Source organism: Ottowia thiooxydans, from assembly GCF_040548795.1.
GTDB lineage: Bacteria > Pseudomonadota > Gammaproteobacteria > Burkholderiales > Burkholderiaceae_C > Ottowia > Ottowia thiooxydans_A.
Genome location: NZ_JBEPSH010000001.1, coordinates 600,235 through 616,563, shown reverse-complemented (window position 1 = coordinate 616,563; position 16,329 = coordinate 600,235). Strand labels below are relative to the sequence as shown.

At 58.6% G+C, this 16,329-nt stretch carries 14 protein-coding genes; 5 read left to right on the top strand and 9 right to left on the bottom strand.

The window, feature by feature from the left end:
* Positions 1-24: 24 nt before the first annotated feature.
* The 9 genes from ABIE13_RS02815 to ABIE13_RS02775 all read right to left on the bottom strand — a co-directional run bounded on the left by ABIE13_RS02815 (position 25) and on the right by ABIE13_RS02775 (position 11,772).
* Positions 25-1,209: a M20 aminoacylase family protein gene (locus tag ABIE13_RS02815; protein ID WP_354440945.1), complete on the bottom strand. Its 1,185-nt coding sequence runs from the start codon at positions 1,207-1,209 to the stop codon at positions 25-27.
* A complete protein-coding gene (locus ABIE13_RS02810; protein WP_354440943.1) occupies positions 1,193-2,353 on the bottom strand; it encodes an NAD(P)/FAD-dependent oxidoreductase in 1,161 nt (386 codons plus the stop codon). The genes ABIE13_RS02815 and ABIE13_RS02810 overlap by 17 nt, the downstream gene beginning before the upstream one ends.
* Positions 2,350-3,756, bottom strand: a complete 1,407-nt coding sequence (locus tag ABIE13_RS02805) for an NAD(P)/FAD-dependent oxidoreductase (protein WP_354440941.1) — start codon at positions 3,754-3,756, stop codon at positions 2,350-2,352. Before ABIE13_RS02805 ends, ABIE13_RS02810 begins: the two co-directional genes overlap by 4 nt.
* Positions 3,735-4,091, bottom strand: coding sequence for a (2Fe-2S)-binding protein (locus ABIE13_RS02800; protein ID WP_354440940.1), 357 nt, complete (start codon positions 4,089-4,091; stop codon positions 3,735-3,737). The genes ABIE13_RS02805 and ABIE13_RS02800 overlap by 22 nt, the downstream gene beginning before the upstream one ends.
* 47 nt (positions 4,092-4,138) lie before the next feature.
* Positions 4,139-5,662 (bottom strand): aldehyde dehydrogenase family protein, encoded by a 1,524-nt coding sequence (locus tag ABIE13_RS02795; RefSeq protein ID WP_354440938.1) that lies wholly within the window; start codon positions 5,660-5,662, stop codon positions 4,139-4,141.
* A 12-nt stretch (positions 5,663-5,674) separates the two neighbouring features.
* Positions 5,675-7,666, bottom strand: coding sequence for a hydantoinase B/oxoprolinase family protein (locus tag ABIE13_RS02790; RefSeq protein ID WP_354440937.1), 1,992 nt, complete (start codon positions 7,664-7,666; stop codon positions 5,675-5,677).
* 18 nt (positions 7,667-7,684) lie between these two features.
* Positions 7,685-9,730 (bottom strand): hydantoinase/oxoprolinase family protein, encoded by a 2,046-nt coding sequence (locus ABIE13_RS02785; protein ID WP_354440935.1) that lies wholly within the window; start codon positions 9,728-9,730, stop codon positions 7,685-7,687.
* Between the two features lie 192 nt (positions 9,731-9,922).
* Positions 9,923-10,561, bottom strand: coding sequence for a helix-turn-helix domain-containing protein (locus ABIE13_RS02780; protein ID WP_354440934.1), 639 nt, complete (start codon positions 10,559-10,561; stop codon positions 9,923-9,925).
* A gap of 266 nt (positions 10,562-10,827) precedes the next feature.
* Positions 10,828-11,772, bottom strand: a complete 945-nt coding sequence (locus tag ABIE13_RS02775) for a LysR family transcriptional regulator (protein ID WP_354440932.1) — start codon at positions 11,770-11,772, stop codon at positions 10,828-10,830.
* Positions 11,773-11,871: 99 nt separating this feature from the next.
* On the opposite strand from ABIE13_RS02775, the gene ABIE13_RS02770 reads away from it, so the two are divergent.
* The 5 genes from ABIE13_RS02770 (at position 11,872) to ABIE13_RS02750 (ending at position 16,025) form a co-directional block, all read left to right on the top strand.
* Positions 11,872-12,663, top strand: coding sequence for a creatininase family protein (locus tag ABIE13_RS02770; protein ID WP_354440930.1), 792 nt, complete (start codon positions 11,872-11,874; stop codon positions 12,661-12,663).
* Between the two features lie 26 nt (positions 12,664-12,689).
* On the top strand, positions 12,690-13,673 hold the full coding sequence (locus tag ABIE13_RS02765; RefSeq protein WP_354440929.1) for a Bug family tripartite tricarboxylate transporter substrate binding protein: 984 nt from the start codon (positions 12,690-12,692) through the stop codon (positions 13,671-13,673).
* A gap of 6 nt (positions 13,674-13,679) precedes the next feature.
* Complete coding sequence (locus ABIE13_RS02760) at positions 13,680-14,069, top strand: RidA family protein (RefSeq protein ID WP_354440927.1); 390 nt, start codon at positions 13,680-13,682, stop codon at positions 14,067-14,069.
* A 3-nt stretch (positions 14,070-14,072) separates the two neighbouring features.
* Entirely contained in the window at positions 14,073-15,077 is a 1,005-nt protein-coding gene (locus ABIE13_RS02755; protein WP_354440925.1) for a threonine ammonia-lyase, read from the top strand.
* A gap of 174 nt (positions 15,078-15,251) precedes the next feature.
* The gene (locus ABIE13_RS02750; protein ID WP_354441238.1) at positions 15,252-16,025 is read left to right on the top strand and encodes an APH(3')-II family aminoglycoside O-phosphotransferase; all 774 of its coding nucleotides are present in this window, start codon (positions 15,252-15,254) and stop codon (positions 16,023-16,025) included.
* Positions 16,026-16,329 lie beyond the last annotated feature (304 nt).

Sequence of the window (16,329 nt, the reverse complement as noted above, 5' to 3'; positions counted from 1 at the left end):
GTGAAACGGGAAACCGGTAAGGGCTTATTCGCTTGACGGATGCAGGGATAGCCTGGCTACGGCACAAAGCCAGGCCACACCCAAGCCCAAAACTTGATCGTTGAAGTCGTAATGAGGGCTGTGCAACTGCTGTGCAGGCTTGCCGTCAGTGCGGCCCTGGCCCAACCAAAGATAGGCACCAGGCCTTTGCTGCAACATGAAAGCAAAGTCTTCCGAGGTGAAGGCCCCTTGAGGCGCCTCGCTCGCGTGCAAGCCAGCCGACTCGGCTGCTTGCAGGGCGATGGACGCTTCTTTCGCTGAATTGATGGTGGCGGGGTAGTAGCGGTCGTAGCGCAGTTCCGCAGTGACACCAAATGACATCGCTACACCTTGCGCCATATCCCGTACGCTGGCTTCAATCGCATCTTGAACTGCAGCGTCGAAAGTACGTACCGTACCCGTGATGGTCACCTCAGCCGGCAGCACATTGTGGCTGTGGCCACCGTTGATACGGGTGACTGAAAGCACCGCGGAATTCACCGGGTCGACGCGGCGGGACACAATCGTGTGAAGTTGACCAACCAGATGGCTGGCAGCTAAAAGCGCATCCGCCGTGCGCTGAGGCTGGGCTGCGTGCCCGCCTTGACTGGTGATGGTGATGTCGAAACGGTCAGCAGCGGCCATGATCGCGCCCGCTCTGGTCTGGGCAGCGCCCTCTGGCAACTCCGGCCAATTGTGCAGGGCAAAGACTCGGTCGCAGGGAAATCGGGTAAACAGTCCTTCCTGCACCATCTTCCTGGCACCGCCCTGGCCTTCTTCTGCGGGTTGGAAGATAAAGTTGACTGTGCCTTCAAAGTCCCGCTGGCGAGCCAATTCACGCGCGGCGCCAATGAGCATGGCCACGTGCCCGTCATGGCCGCAGCCGTGGTGGACCCCGTCGTTCCGACTGCGATACGCCGTGCGTCCCAGCTCCACCATGGGCAATGCATCCATGTCTGCACGCAAGCCCACACTTTTAGTACTACTTCCCAAGCGTAGACGGGCCACCACCCCGGTGCCGCCTATGCCCTCCTCCACTTCCAGTCCAAGCATCCGTAGACTCGCGGCCACGATGCCGGCAGTGCGTTGTTCAGAGTAGGCCAATTCTGGGTGGGCGTGCAAGTCTCGCCGCAGGATGATGAGCTCCGGCAGCAAAGTCCCAATGGAGTTCGGTTCAGTCCTCATGCTCATGGACCTCACCAACGCTAGCCGCTGCACCTGTAAATCGGTCGATGGAAAAGGGGGCAATGGGCGTCTCGCTCTCACCGTTGGCAAGGTACTCAGCGGCTACAGCACCTACCGCCGGGCCCAGTTGAAACCCATGGCCACAGAAACCGTAGGCATGAAAGAGCCCGGGGGTTGTCGCACTGGGTCCCATCACGGGTATACCGTCCGCTACGTAGGCTTCTACCCCACTCCAGGTTCGGATAACCTGCGCTCCGCGCAGGGCGGGCACCAGACGTACGATGTCTTCAAACTGTTTGGTGAGATGCTCTGCATCCGCCTTCGCGCGTGGTGGCTCAAGCTGAGGTTGGCTCCAACGGCCGCCTCCCCAGATCACATTGCCGCGCTGGACCTGGCGAAGATAGCAAGGCCCATTGCCGCTACCGAGTGCTGGCGCGAGAAAGTACGGCAGAGGTTCGGTCACCGCCATAAGTGGACCTTTGATCTCCAGCGGCGCGGCTTCGCCGAACCAGGCCGCTATACGGTTACCCCAGGCGCCAGCGGTGTTGAGCAGACGCGGTGCCAGAAAAGTTTGGCCATCGGCGGCGTGGACCCGAAAGCCAGAGGGGTCGTGGTCTATGGCCAGCACCTCGCAGGATTCGCGCACCACCACGCCCAAGGCTTGCGATGCCCGGCCGAAGGCGGGAGTGACCAGGCGCGGATTGGCGTGGCCATCGTCCGGCACGCGGGTACCACCCAGCACCTCAGGATTGAGCCAGGGATAGTCAGCGCGCAGCTCTGCCGCACCAAGCACCTGGATTTCCAGCCCCCAGTGTTTGGCTTCCTGTGCATAGGACACCAGCTTGGCCATCTCCTCCTCGGCGAAGGCCAGCTTGAGACTGCCCGAAGGAAGAAACTCGCAGTCGTGGCCGACCAATTCCGCAAGCGCCCCCCAAATGCGGCGAGAACGGTGTGCCAAAGGCAGCTGCGGTAAGAATCGGCCTTGGCGGCGCACATGACCGAAGTTGACACCGCTGGCCTGCGCGCCCACATAGCCACGCTCCAGCAGAGCCACGGACATGCCGTGGAACTTTCGCAGATGCAAGGCGGCTGAAGTCCCCATCAGCCCACCGCCTACGACAATGGCGTCGAAACGCTGGGTGGAACTCATGGCGTCTTGCCTCCCACTGGCGCGACGGGGAGAGGCTTGATAGGCGCCTGCCCTCTTATACGGCCAATGCGCTCCAAACGCTCAGTAATCGCAGGCAAAGGCAGGCTGCCATCTTGGCGCTGGGCCATGGCGCTGACGGCTGACAGCCCGCAAACGCGGCCTTGGCATCGGCCCATACCCACCCGCACCAGTGCTTTGGTGCGATTGACGTCGTTGTCTTCCGGGCCATGCGGCGCTTGGCAGACGCTGTTCATGGTGATGTTCTCACATCGGCACACCACCGTTTCGCCGGGCAGTTGGGAGAGCAGATGGTGCGGGACCGGAAAGACCCGTTGCAAGGCGGTCGCAAAGCGTAGACCTCGCTGAAGTTTGCTGCGCAAGGGCTGCATAGCTTGGTCGTTGATCTGCCGCCCCTGACACTTGAGCCAAGACAGCGCAGCCAATGCACCAGCCGCTTCAGCGTAGTCCGCGCCCCGGATGCGCGCGCCATCACCGCACAGATAGACATTGAGTACAGAAGACAGTCCGTCGCCGTCGGTTTGCGGCAACCATTGGCGCGACAGTGGGTCCAGCGCAAATTTGCACCCGGCCAGATCGGCCAACTGAGTCTCTGATTGCAGGCCATAGCCCAGTCCCACTGCAGAGCACTCTATGGTTTTTTCTTGACCACAGCTGTCGGAGTAGCGTATGGCGCCAACCCGCTCATCACCCTGCACTTGAAGTGGCACGATACCTTTATGCATGGGAATGCCGGCGGCCTTCAAGGCTGCCACGTAGTACAGCCCTTTTGCCATCGCGGCAGGCGCATTCAGCAAACCCGCGCCATGGCGCAATGCAGTGGACCACTGGGAAGTGTCCAGCACAGCAGCCACCTCCGCGCCAGCTTTGTGGTACTGGTAGGCCACCAGGTAAAGCAGCGGGCCCGTTCCCATGAACACACAGCGCTGGCCGATCGCACAGCCTTGGTACTTCAGGGACACCTGGGCCGCGCCCAGCGTATAGACACCGGGTAGCGTCCAGCCGGGCAATGGAATGATGCGGTCCATGGCGCCGGTGGCCAGAAAGAGCACGTCATAAGGCACGTCGCTCGTACTGCCATCCTCATGGCTTGCGGTATGTACTTTCCCATCAGCAACGGCCCAGGCCAGTGTGCCTGGGCGGTGGTCGATATCACCGCGGATGCTGTCGAAGGCCTTGTGCAGCCTGTCTGCCCTGCTGGCTTCAAAGCCGTAGAGCTTCTCATAGCTGCGCTTGAAAGATGCAGGCTGGCGCCGGTAGATCTGGCCACCACTGCGCGGCGATTCATCAAGCACGGTGGGCCGTATGCCGTGGGCCACCAGCACTTGCGCGGCGCGCGTGCCAGCGGGGCCAGCGCCCACAATTACAGCGACTGGATCTGCCATGACGTCAAAGGTGAGCGTGTGAAAACGGCCAGGCCTTCGCTGACCAGGACACTGCAAGCTCTCAGCCGCGTGCCGTCGGCTTGCCAGACCCAACACTCCTGGCAGGCGCCCATCAGGCAGAAGCCCGCGCGTGGTCCACCGCCAAACTCGTTGTCGCGCAGGCGAGCCAGTTGCGTCAGGATGGCAGTCAGCACGGTGTCGTCCTCCATGACCTGAACGGGTTGCCCATCAATCGTGATGCCTACGGGCGAGCGACCGCCTTCCGCAACGCGTACGAGTTGTGCGCCAGAGCGTCTGCGACCTTCGGCGGTGTCTGGAGGGACGTTGGAGACCATGATCCGTATTCAGCGGTGTGGGTGGAGGTGGAGCTGGTCTTTCGGCTTTAGAAATCCAGCAGCACACTTTTTTGGCGTAGATTGGCCTCGAAGGCTTGGCGACCCAGATCCTTGCCAAGGCCAGAACCATTGAAGCCGCCCGTAGGCACGATGAAGTCCGTCGTGCGGCCGTAACGGTTGATCCAGACGGTGCCCGCCGCAATAGCTCGGGTAGCGCGCATGGCTTGACCGATGTCCATGGTGTGTACCCCGGCGGCCAGGCCATACACGGCATGGCCGGCTTGCGCGATGCCCTCTTCCTCTTCGTCGAAGATTTGTACCGTGAGCACGGGGCCGAAGATTTCTTCTTCCACCGCAGGCATGCCCGGCTGCACGCCGGTCAATACGGTGGGCTGAAAGAAAAATCCACCACCGAATCCTTCAAAAAAATCTCCCCCACACAGCGCCTCAGCTCCTGCAGCCACAGTTTTGCTGACCGCCGTATGCACCTTTTCAGCTTGCCGCTGATTGATAAGTGGTGCAAAGCGTGATTTGGCTTTCCATGTGGCTCCGGGCACTGCGTGAGACGCATGCCGCACAATGGCAGCCACCAGCGCATCCGCGATGCCGCGCTGCACGATCAACCGGGTGCCTGCCACGCAAGCTTGGCCTGCATTGGCCATGAAGCCACGTGCAATGCGCTGGGCCACGGTCTCTACATCACCTGCATCGTTAAACACCAATTGGGGGCTCTTTCCGCCCAGCTCCAATGTGACTGGCTTCATACCGTGATGGGCTGCGTCCGTCATCACGTTTTTACCTGTCAGGGTAGAGCCAGTAAAGGAAACTTTGCGCACCAAGGCATGGCGTACCAGTGCAGAGCCTGTAGCTTGGCCCGAACCCTGTACCACATTGAAGATGCCAGGCGGAAGGCCGGCCTTTAGCGCCAACTCGGCCAGTCGCACGGTAGAAAAAGGCGTCAGCTCCGACGGTTTGAGCACAATGGCGTTGCCTGCGGCCAAAGCCGGACCGCATTTCCACGAAGCCATGGACAAGGGAAAATTCCAAGGCGCGATAGCACCCACCACGCCGTAGGGCTCTGGCATCAACATGCCCAGGCTGCGGCTGCGTGTCGGCAGTACATCGCCGGAGTACTTGTCCGCGCATTCAGCAAAAAAGCGGATGGCCTCAGCCGTAAAGGGCACCTCCCCGGTGTAGGCCTCAGCGATGCAGCGGGTGGAACCCACTGCTTCCAGTTGCGCCAACTCCAGGCGGTTTTCCATGATCAAGTCGGCCCAGCGACGCAATACCGCCCCGCGCTCACGAGGTGGACAATCGCCCCAGCCACTTTTTTGCTGTGCCTCACTGGCGTCGCGGACGGCGACATCCACACCGGTTTCGCCGGCTTCAGGAATTTCCCCGTAGGCCAGTCCGTCAGAGGGGCGCCGCACCTCGATCGCCGGGCCGTCACCCGGCACGATACGGCCGCCTATGAAGTGGCCGGCCGGCAGAGCAACGAAGCGGGGGTCAAAATCCTGCACCGGGTCAGCCGCTGGCTGGTCAACGGTTTTGGGTATCAAAGTTGCGAGCATCTAGTGGCTCTCTCAGGCTGCAATCTGCGTCAGCGCCGCAAAGCGAGCACGCTGAACAGCGAAGACCTCTTCCATCTCAGCTCGCATCGCGGTGTCGTTCGCAGCCTCTTGTGTGACGGCGGCGAAGATTTTGTGCTTGAGGAAGTGCCTCCACAGCACAGGCATTTGCGACAGGAACTCAGTCAGAAGCGCATAGCGTGCAGGCGTCCAGATGCGTTCGTAAGCAGTGCGGTTAGGGCCGAAGTCAAAAAGCGCGACTTCGGCTGCATCATTTTGGTGCTCGGCACGGCGCTGCCGGGTGGCTTGTTCGTCAATTTGCCCGTCTGCGACCACCACACCGTACTGCTCCAAAGCTTTTTCCGCGGACAAAAATCCGCGCTGGACATCCCTCAGAACTGCATGCGGCTGGCGTTCAAACGGGTTGCCCCAGCCACCGGCCCCGGGACCTATGACCTGAATCACGTCCCCAGGCTCACAGGCCACTACGTCGATGTTTCCAAGTTCTATGGCGCGGTCGGTTCCAGGGTTTTTGGTAAACCGGGACAGCGTACCCACTCCCCCACCCTGCGCGCCCCAGGAGTTAAAGCGCGAACGGTTGCGGTTGCGGGCTGTCACCACCGTGTTGGGAGACGACACCTCAAAGCTCATGACAGTCGCCAAGCCGCCGCGGTACCGACCTGGACCCGCGGTATCGGGCTGCAGGCCATAGCGCAGAAAGCGTATGGGCACCTCTACCTCGTTGACTTCAACGGGCGTGTTTTTCAGAAAGGCTGAAGAGCCGCCCATACCGTCGGGCCCGTCTGCGAATGGTGTTCCGCCACCGCCGCCGCCCACCGGGCCGATCGAGGCCATGACGGGACGGTCATTTCTATCGTTGGTCTTCACGTTCATGATGGCGTTGCCACCCGGCGCAGAGACTGGCATCTTTTCCGGCAGAGCCTGTGCGAAGGCGCCAAAGGTCACGATCTGAGTCAGCATGCAGGTAAGCGAACGCATGCCCACAGCCGCTGGCTCGACACAGTTGACTACCGTGCCCCTGGGCAGTACGGCCCGTGCCACCCTCAAGGTGCCAGCGTTCAGGAGAATGCCCGGGTACAGCGTGTAGAGGACGTATGTCAGTCCCACCAGAGCCAGCGGGTGCCGCTCGCGGCCGCCCGTGGGCATGTTGAGAGAAGACGCCAATTGCGGATCGCTGCCGGTGTAGTCAAGCTCGACTGCACCGCCTTTCACACGCAAGGTCAATGCCACTCGGCACGGGTACTTGCTGTCGCCGTCTTCATCGGCGAAGTCGGCAAAGAAGTATTCGCCGTCCGGCACGCTTTCAATCACACTGCGCGCCTGCTGCTCGGCGTAGTCAAGAATGGCATAGGCGCCTTCCTTGAATTGATCCACGCCAAAGCGATCAATGATCTCGAGAATCTTGCGCTCGCCAATATTCACCGAAGCGATCTGGGCATTGAAGTCACCCCAGTTCTGGCGTGGAGCCCGCACGTTGAGCCGCATGATGGCCGCGACGTCTTCATTGAGCTTGCCTGCGCGCATGATCTTCAGCGGCGGAACGCGAATGCCCTCTTGCACGATTTCGGTGAGCGAGCGTGACAATGACGCAGGCACTGCACCACCTACATCGGTGTTGTGAATGTGGCCCACGACAAAGCAGACGATCTCACCCTGGAAGAACACAGGTTTCCAGATATGGATGTCAGGGCTGTGGGTGGCCACACCGCCGCTGTAAGAGTCGTTGGTAATGCAGATGTCGCCCGGCTCGTAGGACTCGATCATGTCGAGCACAGGCGAGTAGTCAATGCCGCTGTACCAAGGCGCGCCAAAGCTGCGCGGCGACGCAAATGCCAGGCCGTCTCTGGTTACTATGGTGCATGAGAAGTCTTCCGTTTCCTTCACGAAAGCCGAATAAGCGGTTCGCAGCAGTGTGTAGGCCATCGCGTCGGCTGCTGCCGCACAGTAGTTGGCCAAAACCTGCAGATTGCGTTTATCGAATGCCATGATGATTGCGCCCTCTGCTCAAGACGGAATGAAGGAAATAATGAGATTGCCCCAGCGGTCGACCTCTACGGCCATTCCGGGCAGCACACACGTCGTGCAGTCGTCCTGCATGACCACTGCGGGACCATCAAAGCGGTGGCCCGCGCACAGCTGCGCCCGGTGATAGACCGGCATCGTGCGCGTAGCGCCGTCTACATAAGCCTCAATTTGCCCCGCCGCTTTGGCTGCCCCAGTGGCATCAGGCAGTTCGCGCAGGACAGGTTTTGGCGTGGCGCCGGCAATCACCAGGCGCAAGTTGATGAGCTGTACCGTCGCAGTGGTGTCGCTATGGCCAAACAGGCGTTCGTGCTCACGGTGAAAGGCCGCCACCACTGCCTGCACATCGCCGTCGGAGACCCAACCAGGCTCCATGCGGGTCTCAATTTCAAATGACTGTCCCAGGTAGCGCAGATCAGCACTGAAGGTTAGTGTGTGATCGCCGTCGAAGGCCTGCTCACCTTGCAGCCAGTGCAAGGCACGCTGCTTGAGATCATTGAAGGCAGCGCGCAAAACCGGCGCAACAGATGCATCCACCTCGCGGTAAACGGTTTGGATGAAATCGTTCTTCAGGTCAGCGATCAATCCGCCCAACGCACTGAGTACACCAGGCGTAGGTGGTACCACTACGCCCTGCATATTGAGTTCACGGGCGAGGTAGCAGGCCATCATCGGACCAGCACCGCCGAAGGCGAGGAATTGAAACTCACGAGGATCAATTCCAAAGCGCGAGAGCAGCGCACTGACGTCGGCGTACATCTCCGAGTTGGCAATCCGCATGATGTTCTCGGCCGTTTCGAACACCGACATTCCCAGAGGTTCGGCCAAACGGCCAATGGCTGCGGTCGCCTTTTCGCGGTCTACGTGGATGCTGTTGTATCCAAGTTGACCGTGGCCAATCAGGCCTACTGCAGCGTAGGCGTCTGTGATGGTGGCGTTTTCGCCTCCCCGCCCGTAGCAAGCCGGGCCGGGATTGGAGCCCGCACTGTCCGGACCGACCTTGAGCACGCCATGGTGATCCACCCAGGCAATGGAACCACCACCCTGGCCTATGGAGGTCACTGAAACTGATGGGATGTGAATCTGGAACTCGCCCACCACCTCACCGGTACCGTACTGCGGCTGGCCTTCCATGATGACCGCAACGTCCGCACTGGTGCCCCCGATGTCCAGGCTCAGAACCCGAGGCATACCGCAACGTGCAGCCACATAGCTGGCACCTATCACGCCTGAAGCGGTGCCGGAGAGCACCATCTGCACGCATTCGGCGCGCGCCTGGGCCACACCCATCACGCCACCGTTTGATTTGGTGATGCGCGGAGCAGCCGGTACCCCCATGTCGGCCAACGCCTTCTCAAACGACGTCAGATAGTGGTCTACGCGTGGTTGGACATAGCCGCTGATGACTGCAGTAATGGTGCGCTCGTACTCACGAATAATCGGCCAGATCTCGCTGGAACAAAATACTGGCAGGCCGGGCGCCAGCTCTGCCAGCAGCGCCTTGACTGCGCGCTCGTTGGCACCGTTACGATAGCTGTGCAAAAATGAAATAACAACCGCGTCGCAGCCATGTCGGCGCACTTCTGCCAGCGCAGTATGCACACTCTGCGTATCAACCTCGCGAGCCACCTGGCCATCGCGATCCATGCGTTCATCAATAGCGAAAACGCGGTCACGTGGTATCAAGGGTTCCGGCCTGCGGCCATAGAGGTTGTGAATGGGCGCGATCTTGAGGCGGGCTACTTCAAGGACGTCCTCAAAGCCTTTGGTGGCCAGCAGCGCGAGCTTTACACCCTTTCGCTGAATCACTGCATTGATGCCCACCGTGGTGCCATGGGTGAAGTAACCGATGTCCCCCGGGTTGATGCCATCTCGCTTGGCGAGGACGGAGAGGCCTTCGGTCACCTCCGCGCCGGGCTTATCCGGCCGGGAGAGCACCTTGAGCGTGCGCACACTGTTGTCTTTTTCGTCGAGCACCGCGAAGTCGGTGAACGAGCCGCCAATATCAACGCCTACCCTGAGTCCCATATACCGTCCAGTCCAAGTGGGGTTTAGCCATCAACTCATGTGGGGCCTTCTTCAGCCTCACGATAGATTTCATTATCCTGAAATAAATGAACGTCGTCAAACAATATATTGAACAATGCGACGCAACTACGCCTGACCTTGCTTGCTCCCCGCGCACCAGGATTGCGGCCGGTTCAGTGCGAGTGACCGGACCTAGAAGTGAACGACCGGAGGACGCGTGTTCATGATCCACAGAACGCGAGCTGGCTCTTCGAAGGGATTGTCCACTCCGTGCGGAATGCTGCTATCGAACTGAAAGCTATCACCCATATCCAGCGTTTCACGCCGATCACCCACAGCCAGAGTGATGCGTCCTTCCAGGATCAAACCGGCCTTCTCGCCTGGTCCAACCAGGATTTCCTTGGAGCGGGAATGCGGAGGGATATGGATGATCATGAACTGCAGATCGTGCTGGCCGTGTGGAGACAGCAATTCCTTGTTCAAGCCACCCGCCGTAACTTTGAAGTGCGGCCTTTGCGCAGCTCGCCGAACAAAATCTGCCACCGGCCCTGGCACGCCCCGGGTTTCGTCGGCATCGCCTTCGAGCAGGGTGGTCAGTGGCACATCCAACGCAATCCGCAGTCGCTCCAGGATGCGCACTGAAGGATTGGCCAGACCACGTTCGACCTGGCTGATCATGCCCACGGACACCTCGGAGCGCTCGGCCAGTTCCTTGACCGAAAAACCCGCTTGGCGACGCAATTGGCGCAGTCGGGTGCTGAGTTGCTCTGAGCCCTCGCCCACGGCCTGAGATGCCTTTGCGCCGCCAGCGTCGCCTTGCTTGTTCTTCATAACTGAGATGTCGCGCAAAAAAGTTCATTATATTGCTGCTTTTCACCCGGTTGATGACGTGCTGAGATTGAGCCCGATCCGCCCGCTCTCCGAGCAAGATCTGGGGCCTCAAAGCTATGACGCAGGGAGCGTGCCAATACTGCGCTCCTTCTCTCAAGGCCGATTTCATTCGATGGCAAGCAGCGGCTTGAAGGCAGAGTTTTGAGTCTTTTCCTGGCCAGTTAACTCCAACCTATGGTCACAGCCTTGCACAGACGGGCATGAACCTAGGCTTGACTCAGTACGATTCGTTCAATCAAGTCTGCTACCGCGCGGACTGTCCGATTCTTTCGCTGGCCGCTGGCGATGACCAAGTTGGTTTCCCAGGCTGCTTCAGCACCATTTACGGGCACAAGCACATAGCCCTTTCGGGTCGGACGATCGAAATTGGAACGTGGGGCTATCATTGCGCAAGTGCCGTGACTTACAAGCTCCGTCATCCGAGTGGGGGAGTCGACTTCGGCAGCAATGGACAGCTTGAAGCCGTAGGTCTTTGCCAGATGCTCCACAATCTCCCGATGACAATTGCGTCGTGTAGACATGACCAAAGGGACTTCTGCGAGATCTGAGACGGTAAACGGTTTTTTGCTTTTCAAGAGTTGGCCGATTTCCCCTACTCCGCCTATAAGCAGCCGCTCAGTACGCAAACACTTCGACTGTGAAGCTTCGTTAGGCATTCTGGAATTGAGCAAAGCTATCTCAATCGCACCCGAGGCGAGCCGATCTCTCAGGACTCCCGTCATCAGTTCCTGAATCTCAAGTTGCAGATTGGGGAACTCATGACGCGCGCGGCTTAAAAGCGCAAGGCTAAGTGTTTTGGAGACCAGCGGCGGAATCCCCACCCTGATGCGACGCGTATCGCCTGCCATCGCTGACATCGCAGTTTTGGTGGCTTCCATCTGATCATTGATTTCGCTGGCGTACTGTGCAAATCGTGCCCCAGCGTCAGTAAGCTTCGCGCCCCGCTGCGATCTCACGAAGAGCGTGCAATTGAGCTCTTCCTCCAGCTTCTTTATCTGCGTGCTCAGTGCAGGTTGCGCGATAAACAGTGCTTCAGATGCCCCTCGGAAAGTGCCGTGGTGAGCAATAGCCAGGAAATATCGCAATTGACGGAATTCCATGAAGCAGCATCCTGATAGGTGATCGCGAATCGTTATCACATCATAGATCAACGGTATTGGACTGATCGCGAGACTGAATCAAGAATGAACTCTCCCACACGTTGATTGATCTTTGTTATGCAACTAGACGACGGCCCCTGGATTCACCAAATGAACTGGAAAGCAATCCGTGACTACCTCAGTCACAGCGACATCGCTCTGGTTCCGGTGGGGGCGACCGAACAGCATGGCGATCACACGCCACTGATGGTCGACACTGGTTGGGCCATAGCTGTAGCGGAAGGCGCGGCACGAGAAACGAACGTCCTTGTGACGCCGCCTATGCACGTCGGCTGGTCGCCGCATCACCTGGCCTACCCCGGCGCCCTGACACTGCGCCCGGAGACCTTGACGGCGATGCTGGTAGATGTTTGCGAGTCATTGATCTATCACGGCTTCAAGAAGATCGTATTGGTCAACGGGAACCGAATTTCGAACCTGCCCCCGATGGAGATTGCAGCCGCGAAGGTGCGATTCTCAACGGGCGCCTACGTCTCTCTGATAGATGTCGGCCTGATCGCCCGTCAGGAGGTGTCCAGGATTTGCACAGTGGGCGAGAACGGACATGGAGGAGACAGCGAAACCTCTTTCATGCTTCACTGGAAGCCCGAACTAGTAGACATGACGCGCGCCGTAAAAGGGCATAGCGGAGGGTCAGGGCCTTTTGCAACCATGCCTATGCCATGCGAGCCGCCGTTTGACGTGAATGTGCTCTCGGTTCGCCCCACAGCTGAAGAGTATGGGCGGGCTTCTGCTCCTGAGGGTATAGGCGGAGACGCAACGCTCGCGACCGCTGAAAAGGGCAAGTTGGTGCTCGAGGCTATTGTGCGAAATACGGCGATCCATATCAATGACATTCGAGGCAAGACGGTTTCGGTGAGACGCCCGGCAATACCCATTTAGACAAAACACATACGCAAGGACTTCTCATGAAACGCCGCGACCTTCTCTCAGCTGTCAGCGCAGGTTTAGCTCTTCTTAAAGCTTCTTCGGCATCCGCTCAGACCAGGCCCGTGTCAAAGATATCGGTTGGGTTCTCGCCAGGCGGGTCAACAGACGTCATTGCCCGGCTACTTACGAATGCAGCCAGTGCTACGTCCGATGGACCATTGGTTGTCGTGGAGAACGTCAGTGGGGCCGCCGGCCGCATCGCGATCACCCGGGTCAAGGCTGCCCCGCCAGATGGGAGCTCCGTTCTGGTGACTCCTTTGTCACTCATGACGCTCTACCCACATGTCTACAAGAAGCTAGGGTACAACCCTCTTGTTGACTTCACGCCGGTCACGGCAATCGGCCAGATCGCGTTTGCGTTGGTTGTGAGCAATGATGTGGTGCCTTCGTCCATCAGGAACATCCAGGATCTGGCCGCTTGGTACGGCGCCAACCCGAGCAAAGCGACCTACGCGAGCGGCGGTGCGGGTACTCCAATGCATTTCGTCGGCGAAATGCTCGCGAAGTTCGCGGGGTTGAAGCTTGTTCACGCTCCCTACAAAGGCGGAACACCCATGATTCAAGACTTGCTGGGCGGCCACGTCAGCACAGGCATTACAGTCATTGGAGAAATTCTTCCTCACCTGGAATCAAAAAAAGTCCGAGTGATCGCAGTCACCAGCCCTACCCGATCAAACCGGCTTCCCGAAGTGCCAACATTTGTGGAATCAGGTGCGCCCGGCATTGTTGCGCAAGAGTACTTCGGCGTGTTCCTTCCCAGGTTCGCAGATGCTTCCAAGGTGTCCAGTTGGGAGCGTCTGGTAAAAATGGCAGTGTCTACCCCGCAAGCGAAAGAGACTCTCAGGAGCCTGGCATGCGAGCCGTATAGCGCCAGCCCCAGCGAATTTGCGCAGTTGCTCAAGTCTGACTACGAAAGGTGGGCACCTTACGTCAAAGCTTCTGGTTTTTCCATCGACGAGTAAACGGCGATGAGCTCCCGCTTGGCCGAAAGCGTTCCCCATTTTTCAAAGACGAACGAACGCAATGGGCTGGTCTTCGTCTCAGGACAACTCCCGATTCTTGACATGGTGCTGGTCGAGGGCGATATCGCTGCACAGACAAGGTATTGCTTGAATCAGATCCAACACTCACTCCGCGACATTGGGCTGAGCATGTCCGACATCGTCAAAACAACCGTCTGGATTGCCCGGGTGGAGGACTTTGTGGATTTCAACGCTGCTTACGCCGAAGCCTTCAAAGGCCTTATCGCTCCTGCCAGATCAACCGTACGAGCCGACCTCATGATAGAAGGTGCCTTGGTGGAAATTGAAGCCATTGCTTTGCGCCCCTGCCTGTCGCGTGAAGCCACTGAAAGCTGAAGAATGAAAATACCCGAATCCCCCATCGACCTCACTCTTGATCAGATCCGAGCCACTGCATCCCGGATCAGCAAGTGGGTGGACAAAACGCCGGTAGTCCGTTTTCAGGGCATGCTTGTGGACCGGGAGCCATGGCTGGCTAATGTCTGGTTAAAGCTCGAACTGTTTCAGAAGACCGGGACTTTCAAGTCACGAGGAGCAGTCAATACCGTGCTTGAGCTCGATCGCGAACAGATACAGCGCGGAATTACTGCAATGAGTGCGGGAAATCATGCTGTGGCTGCAGCGTACGCAGCCAAGGCGGCTGGGGCTTCCGCCAAGATAGTTGTACAGGCCTCTGCTAACCCGATTCGCATCGAAGCAGCCAGAGCCTATGGCGCCGAAATAGTTATGGCACCGGACGGTAAGAGTGGATTTGCAGCCGCAGAGATGCTGGTAAAGAATGAGGGGCGCTTTTTTGTTCATCCGTTTGAAGGCCGAACAGTCTCATTGGGTACCGCAACGCTCGGCCTGGAACTTACAGAGCAGCTTCCTGACCTGGACGCCGTAGTCGTGTCGATTGGCGGAGGCGGTTTGGCGAGCGGCGTTGCCGCAGCCATCAAACTTGTCAATCCACGTTGCAAGGTCTACGGGGTGGAACCCGAGGGCGCTGCCGCAATGTCCCGCAGTTTTGAACTGAAGCGCCCCACAACTTTGGACGCAGTCAACACCATCGCGGACAGTCTCGCGCCTCCCATGACATTGCCCTTCTCGTTTTCGCTTTGCTACAAGAACGTTGATGAAATCGCCACAGTCACGGATGATGAGATCTGCCGGGCCATGTACATCCTTTTCAGAGATGCCAAACTGACAGTGGAACCTGCTGGCGCAGCAGCGTTGGCTGCCATTCTTGGCCCGCTGAAGGGAGCTCTGAACGGTAAAAAAGTGGCATCGATTGTTTGCGGTGCCAATATCGACCACAGCACTTTTTTCCGTTTGATTGAGCGCGGTGAAAAGCTTGCCCGTTGAACTCTTTGCGTCTTGAGCACTACCCGTCTATGGACATCAGGCAGGTCGCATGAGCATTGCGACGAGCATAGAGACGGTTTGGAATTGACCCGTCCGGCAACGCGACCGCGTTGTACCAGTAAAGTAATGCACTCCATGCCAGAGATCTACTGGCGCGCAAGGGGGCATAACGACATGCATATTCCAAAAGAGTGGTTGGAGAAACTCCAGGGAACGTCCATTGAACAGCAGACCATAGGGGAGTCAGGTGCGGACGTTTTCCGCGCCCGCAGCAGAAGCGGGAAGGATCTCTTTCTGAAATCGGAGCCGATCGGGGTACTGAGTGAGCTTCCGGGTGAGGTTGACCGTCTTCGCTGGTTGAACGAATCCGGCCTACCCGCACCTGCCGTTCTGGGCATCACAACAGAAAACGATCGCTTTTGGCTGCTCATGAGCGCGATCCCTGGAACCGACTTGGCCAGCGCGGCTACGCTCCTTCCCTCACAAGTTATCAAAATTGTTGCGACGGCGCTGCGCGACCTCCACCAACTGCCCATCGGAGAATGCCCCTTCGACCATCGTCTGGAGCAACGTATAGCAGTCGCCAGGAATCGCGTAAACGCTGGGCTTGTAGATGAATCGGATTTCGACGAGAAACGACTGGGTCGAGCTGCACGTGATGTGCTCGATGAGCTATTGGGCTCGAGACCGCTCTGTTCGCCTGATCTTGTGGTCACCCATGGAGATGCGTGTCTACCCAACTTCATCTCAGAAGCGGACCAGTTCACGGGCTTTGTTGACTGCGGCCGGCTCGGCGTGAGTGACAGGTTTCAAGACCTCGCGCTTGCAGCCCGCAGCATCGAGAGAAATCTCGGTGCGCAATGGGTTACGCCGTTTTTCCACGAGTACGGTGTCGCGCCGGACGAGCAGCGAATTGAGTTCTATTGCCTGTTGGACGAATTCTTCTGAGTCAGCTGACTTCTAATCCGCAGGTCGAGTCTTCGAGTCACTCAGGATCCAGCACTTACAAATCGCGTAGCGCATGAAAAGCCTGCTATCTCTATCTATTCGGTAGCAGGCTCTCTTATTTCCTAACGCCGAAATCCTGTCTTGTGCTCTTCCACGTGTTCGCAAGCTCGCTCCTGAACCACCACAACCATCCACGCGTCCATAGCAGACAAAAAAGGGCGCAGACTATCCGTCCGCGCCCCTCCCGTCTTCTGGGTACTGCCAGGCAGAGGTCATCAAGCCCGGCCCCAGACGGCCTCACTTC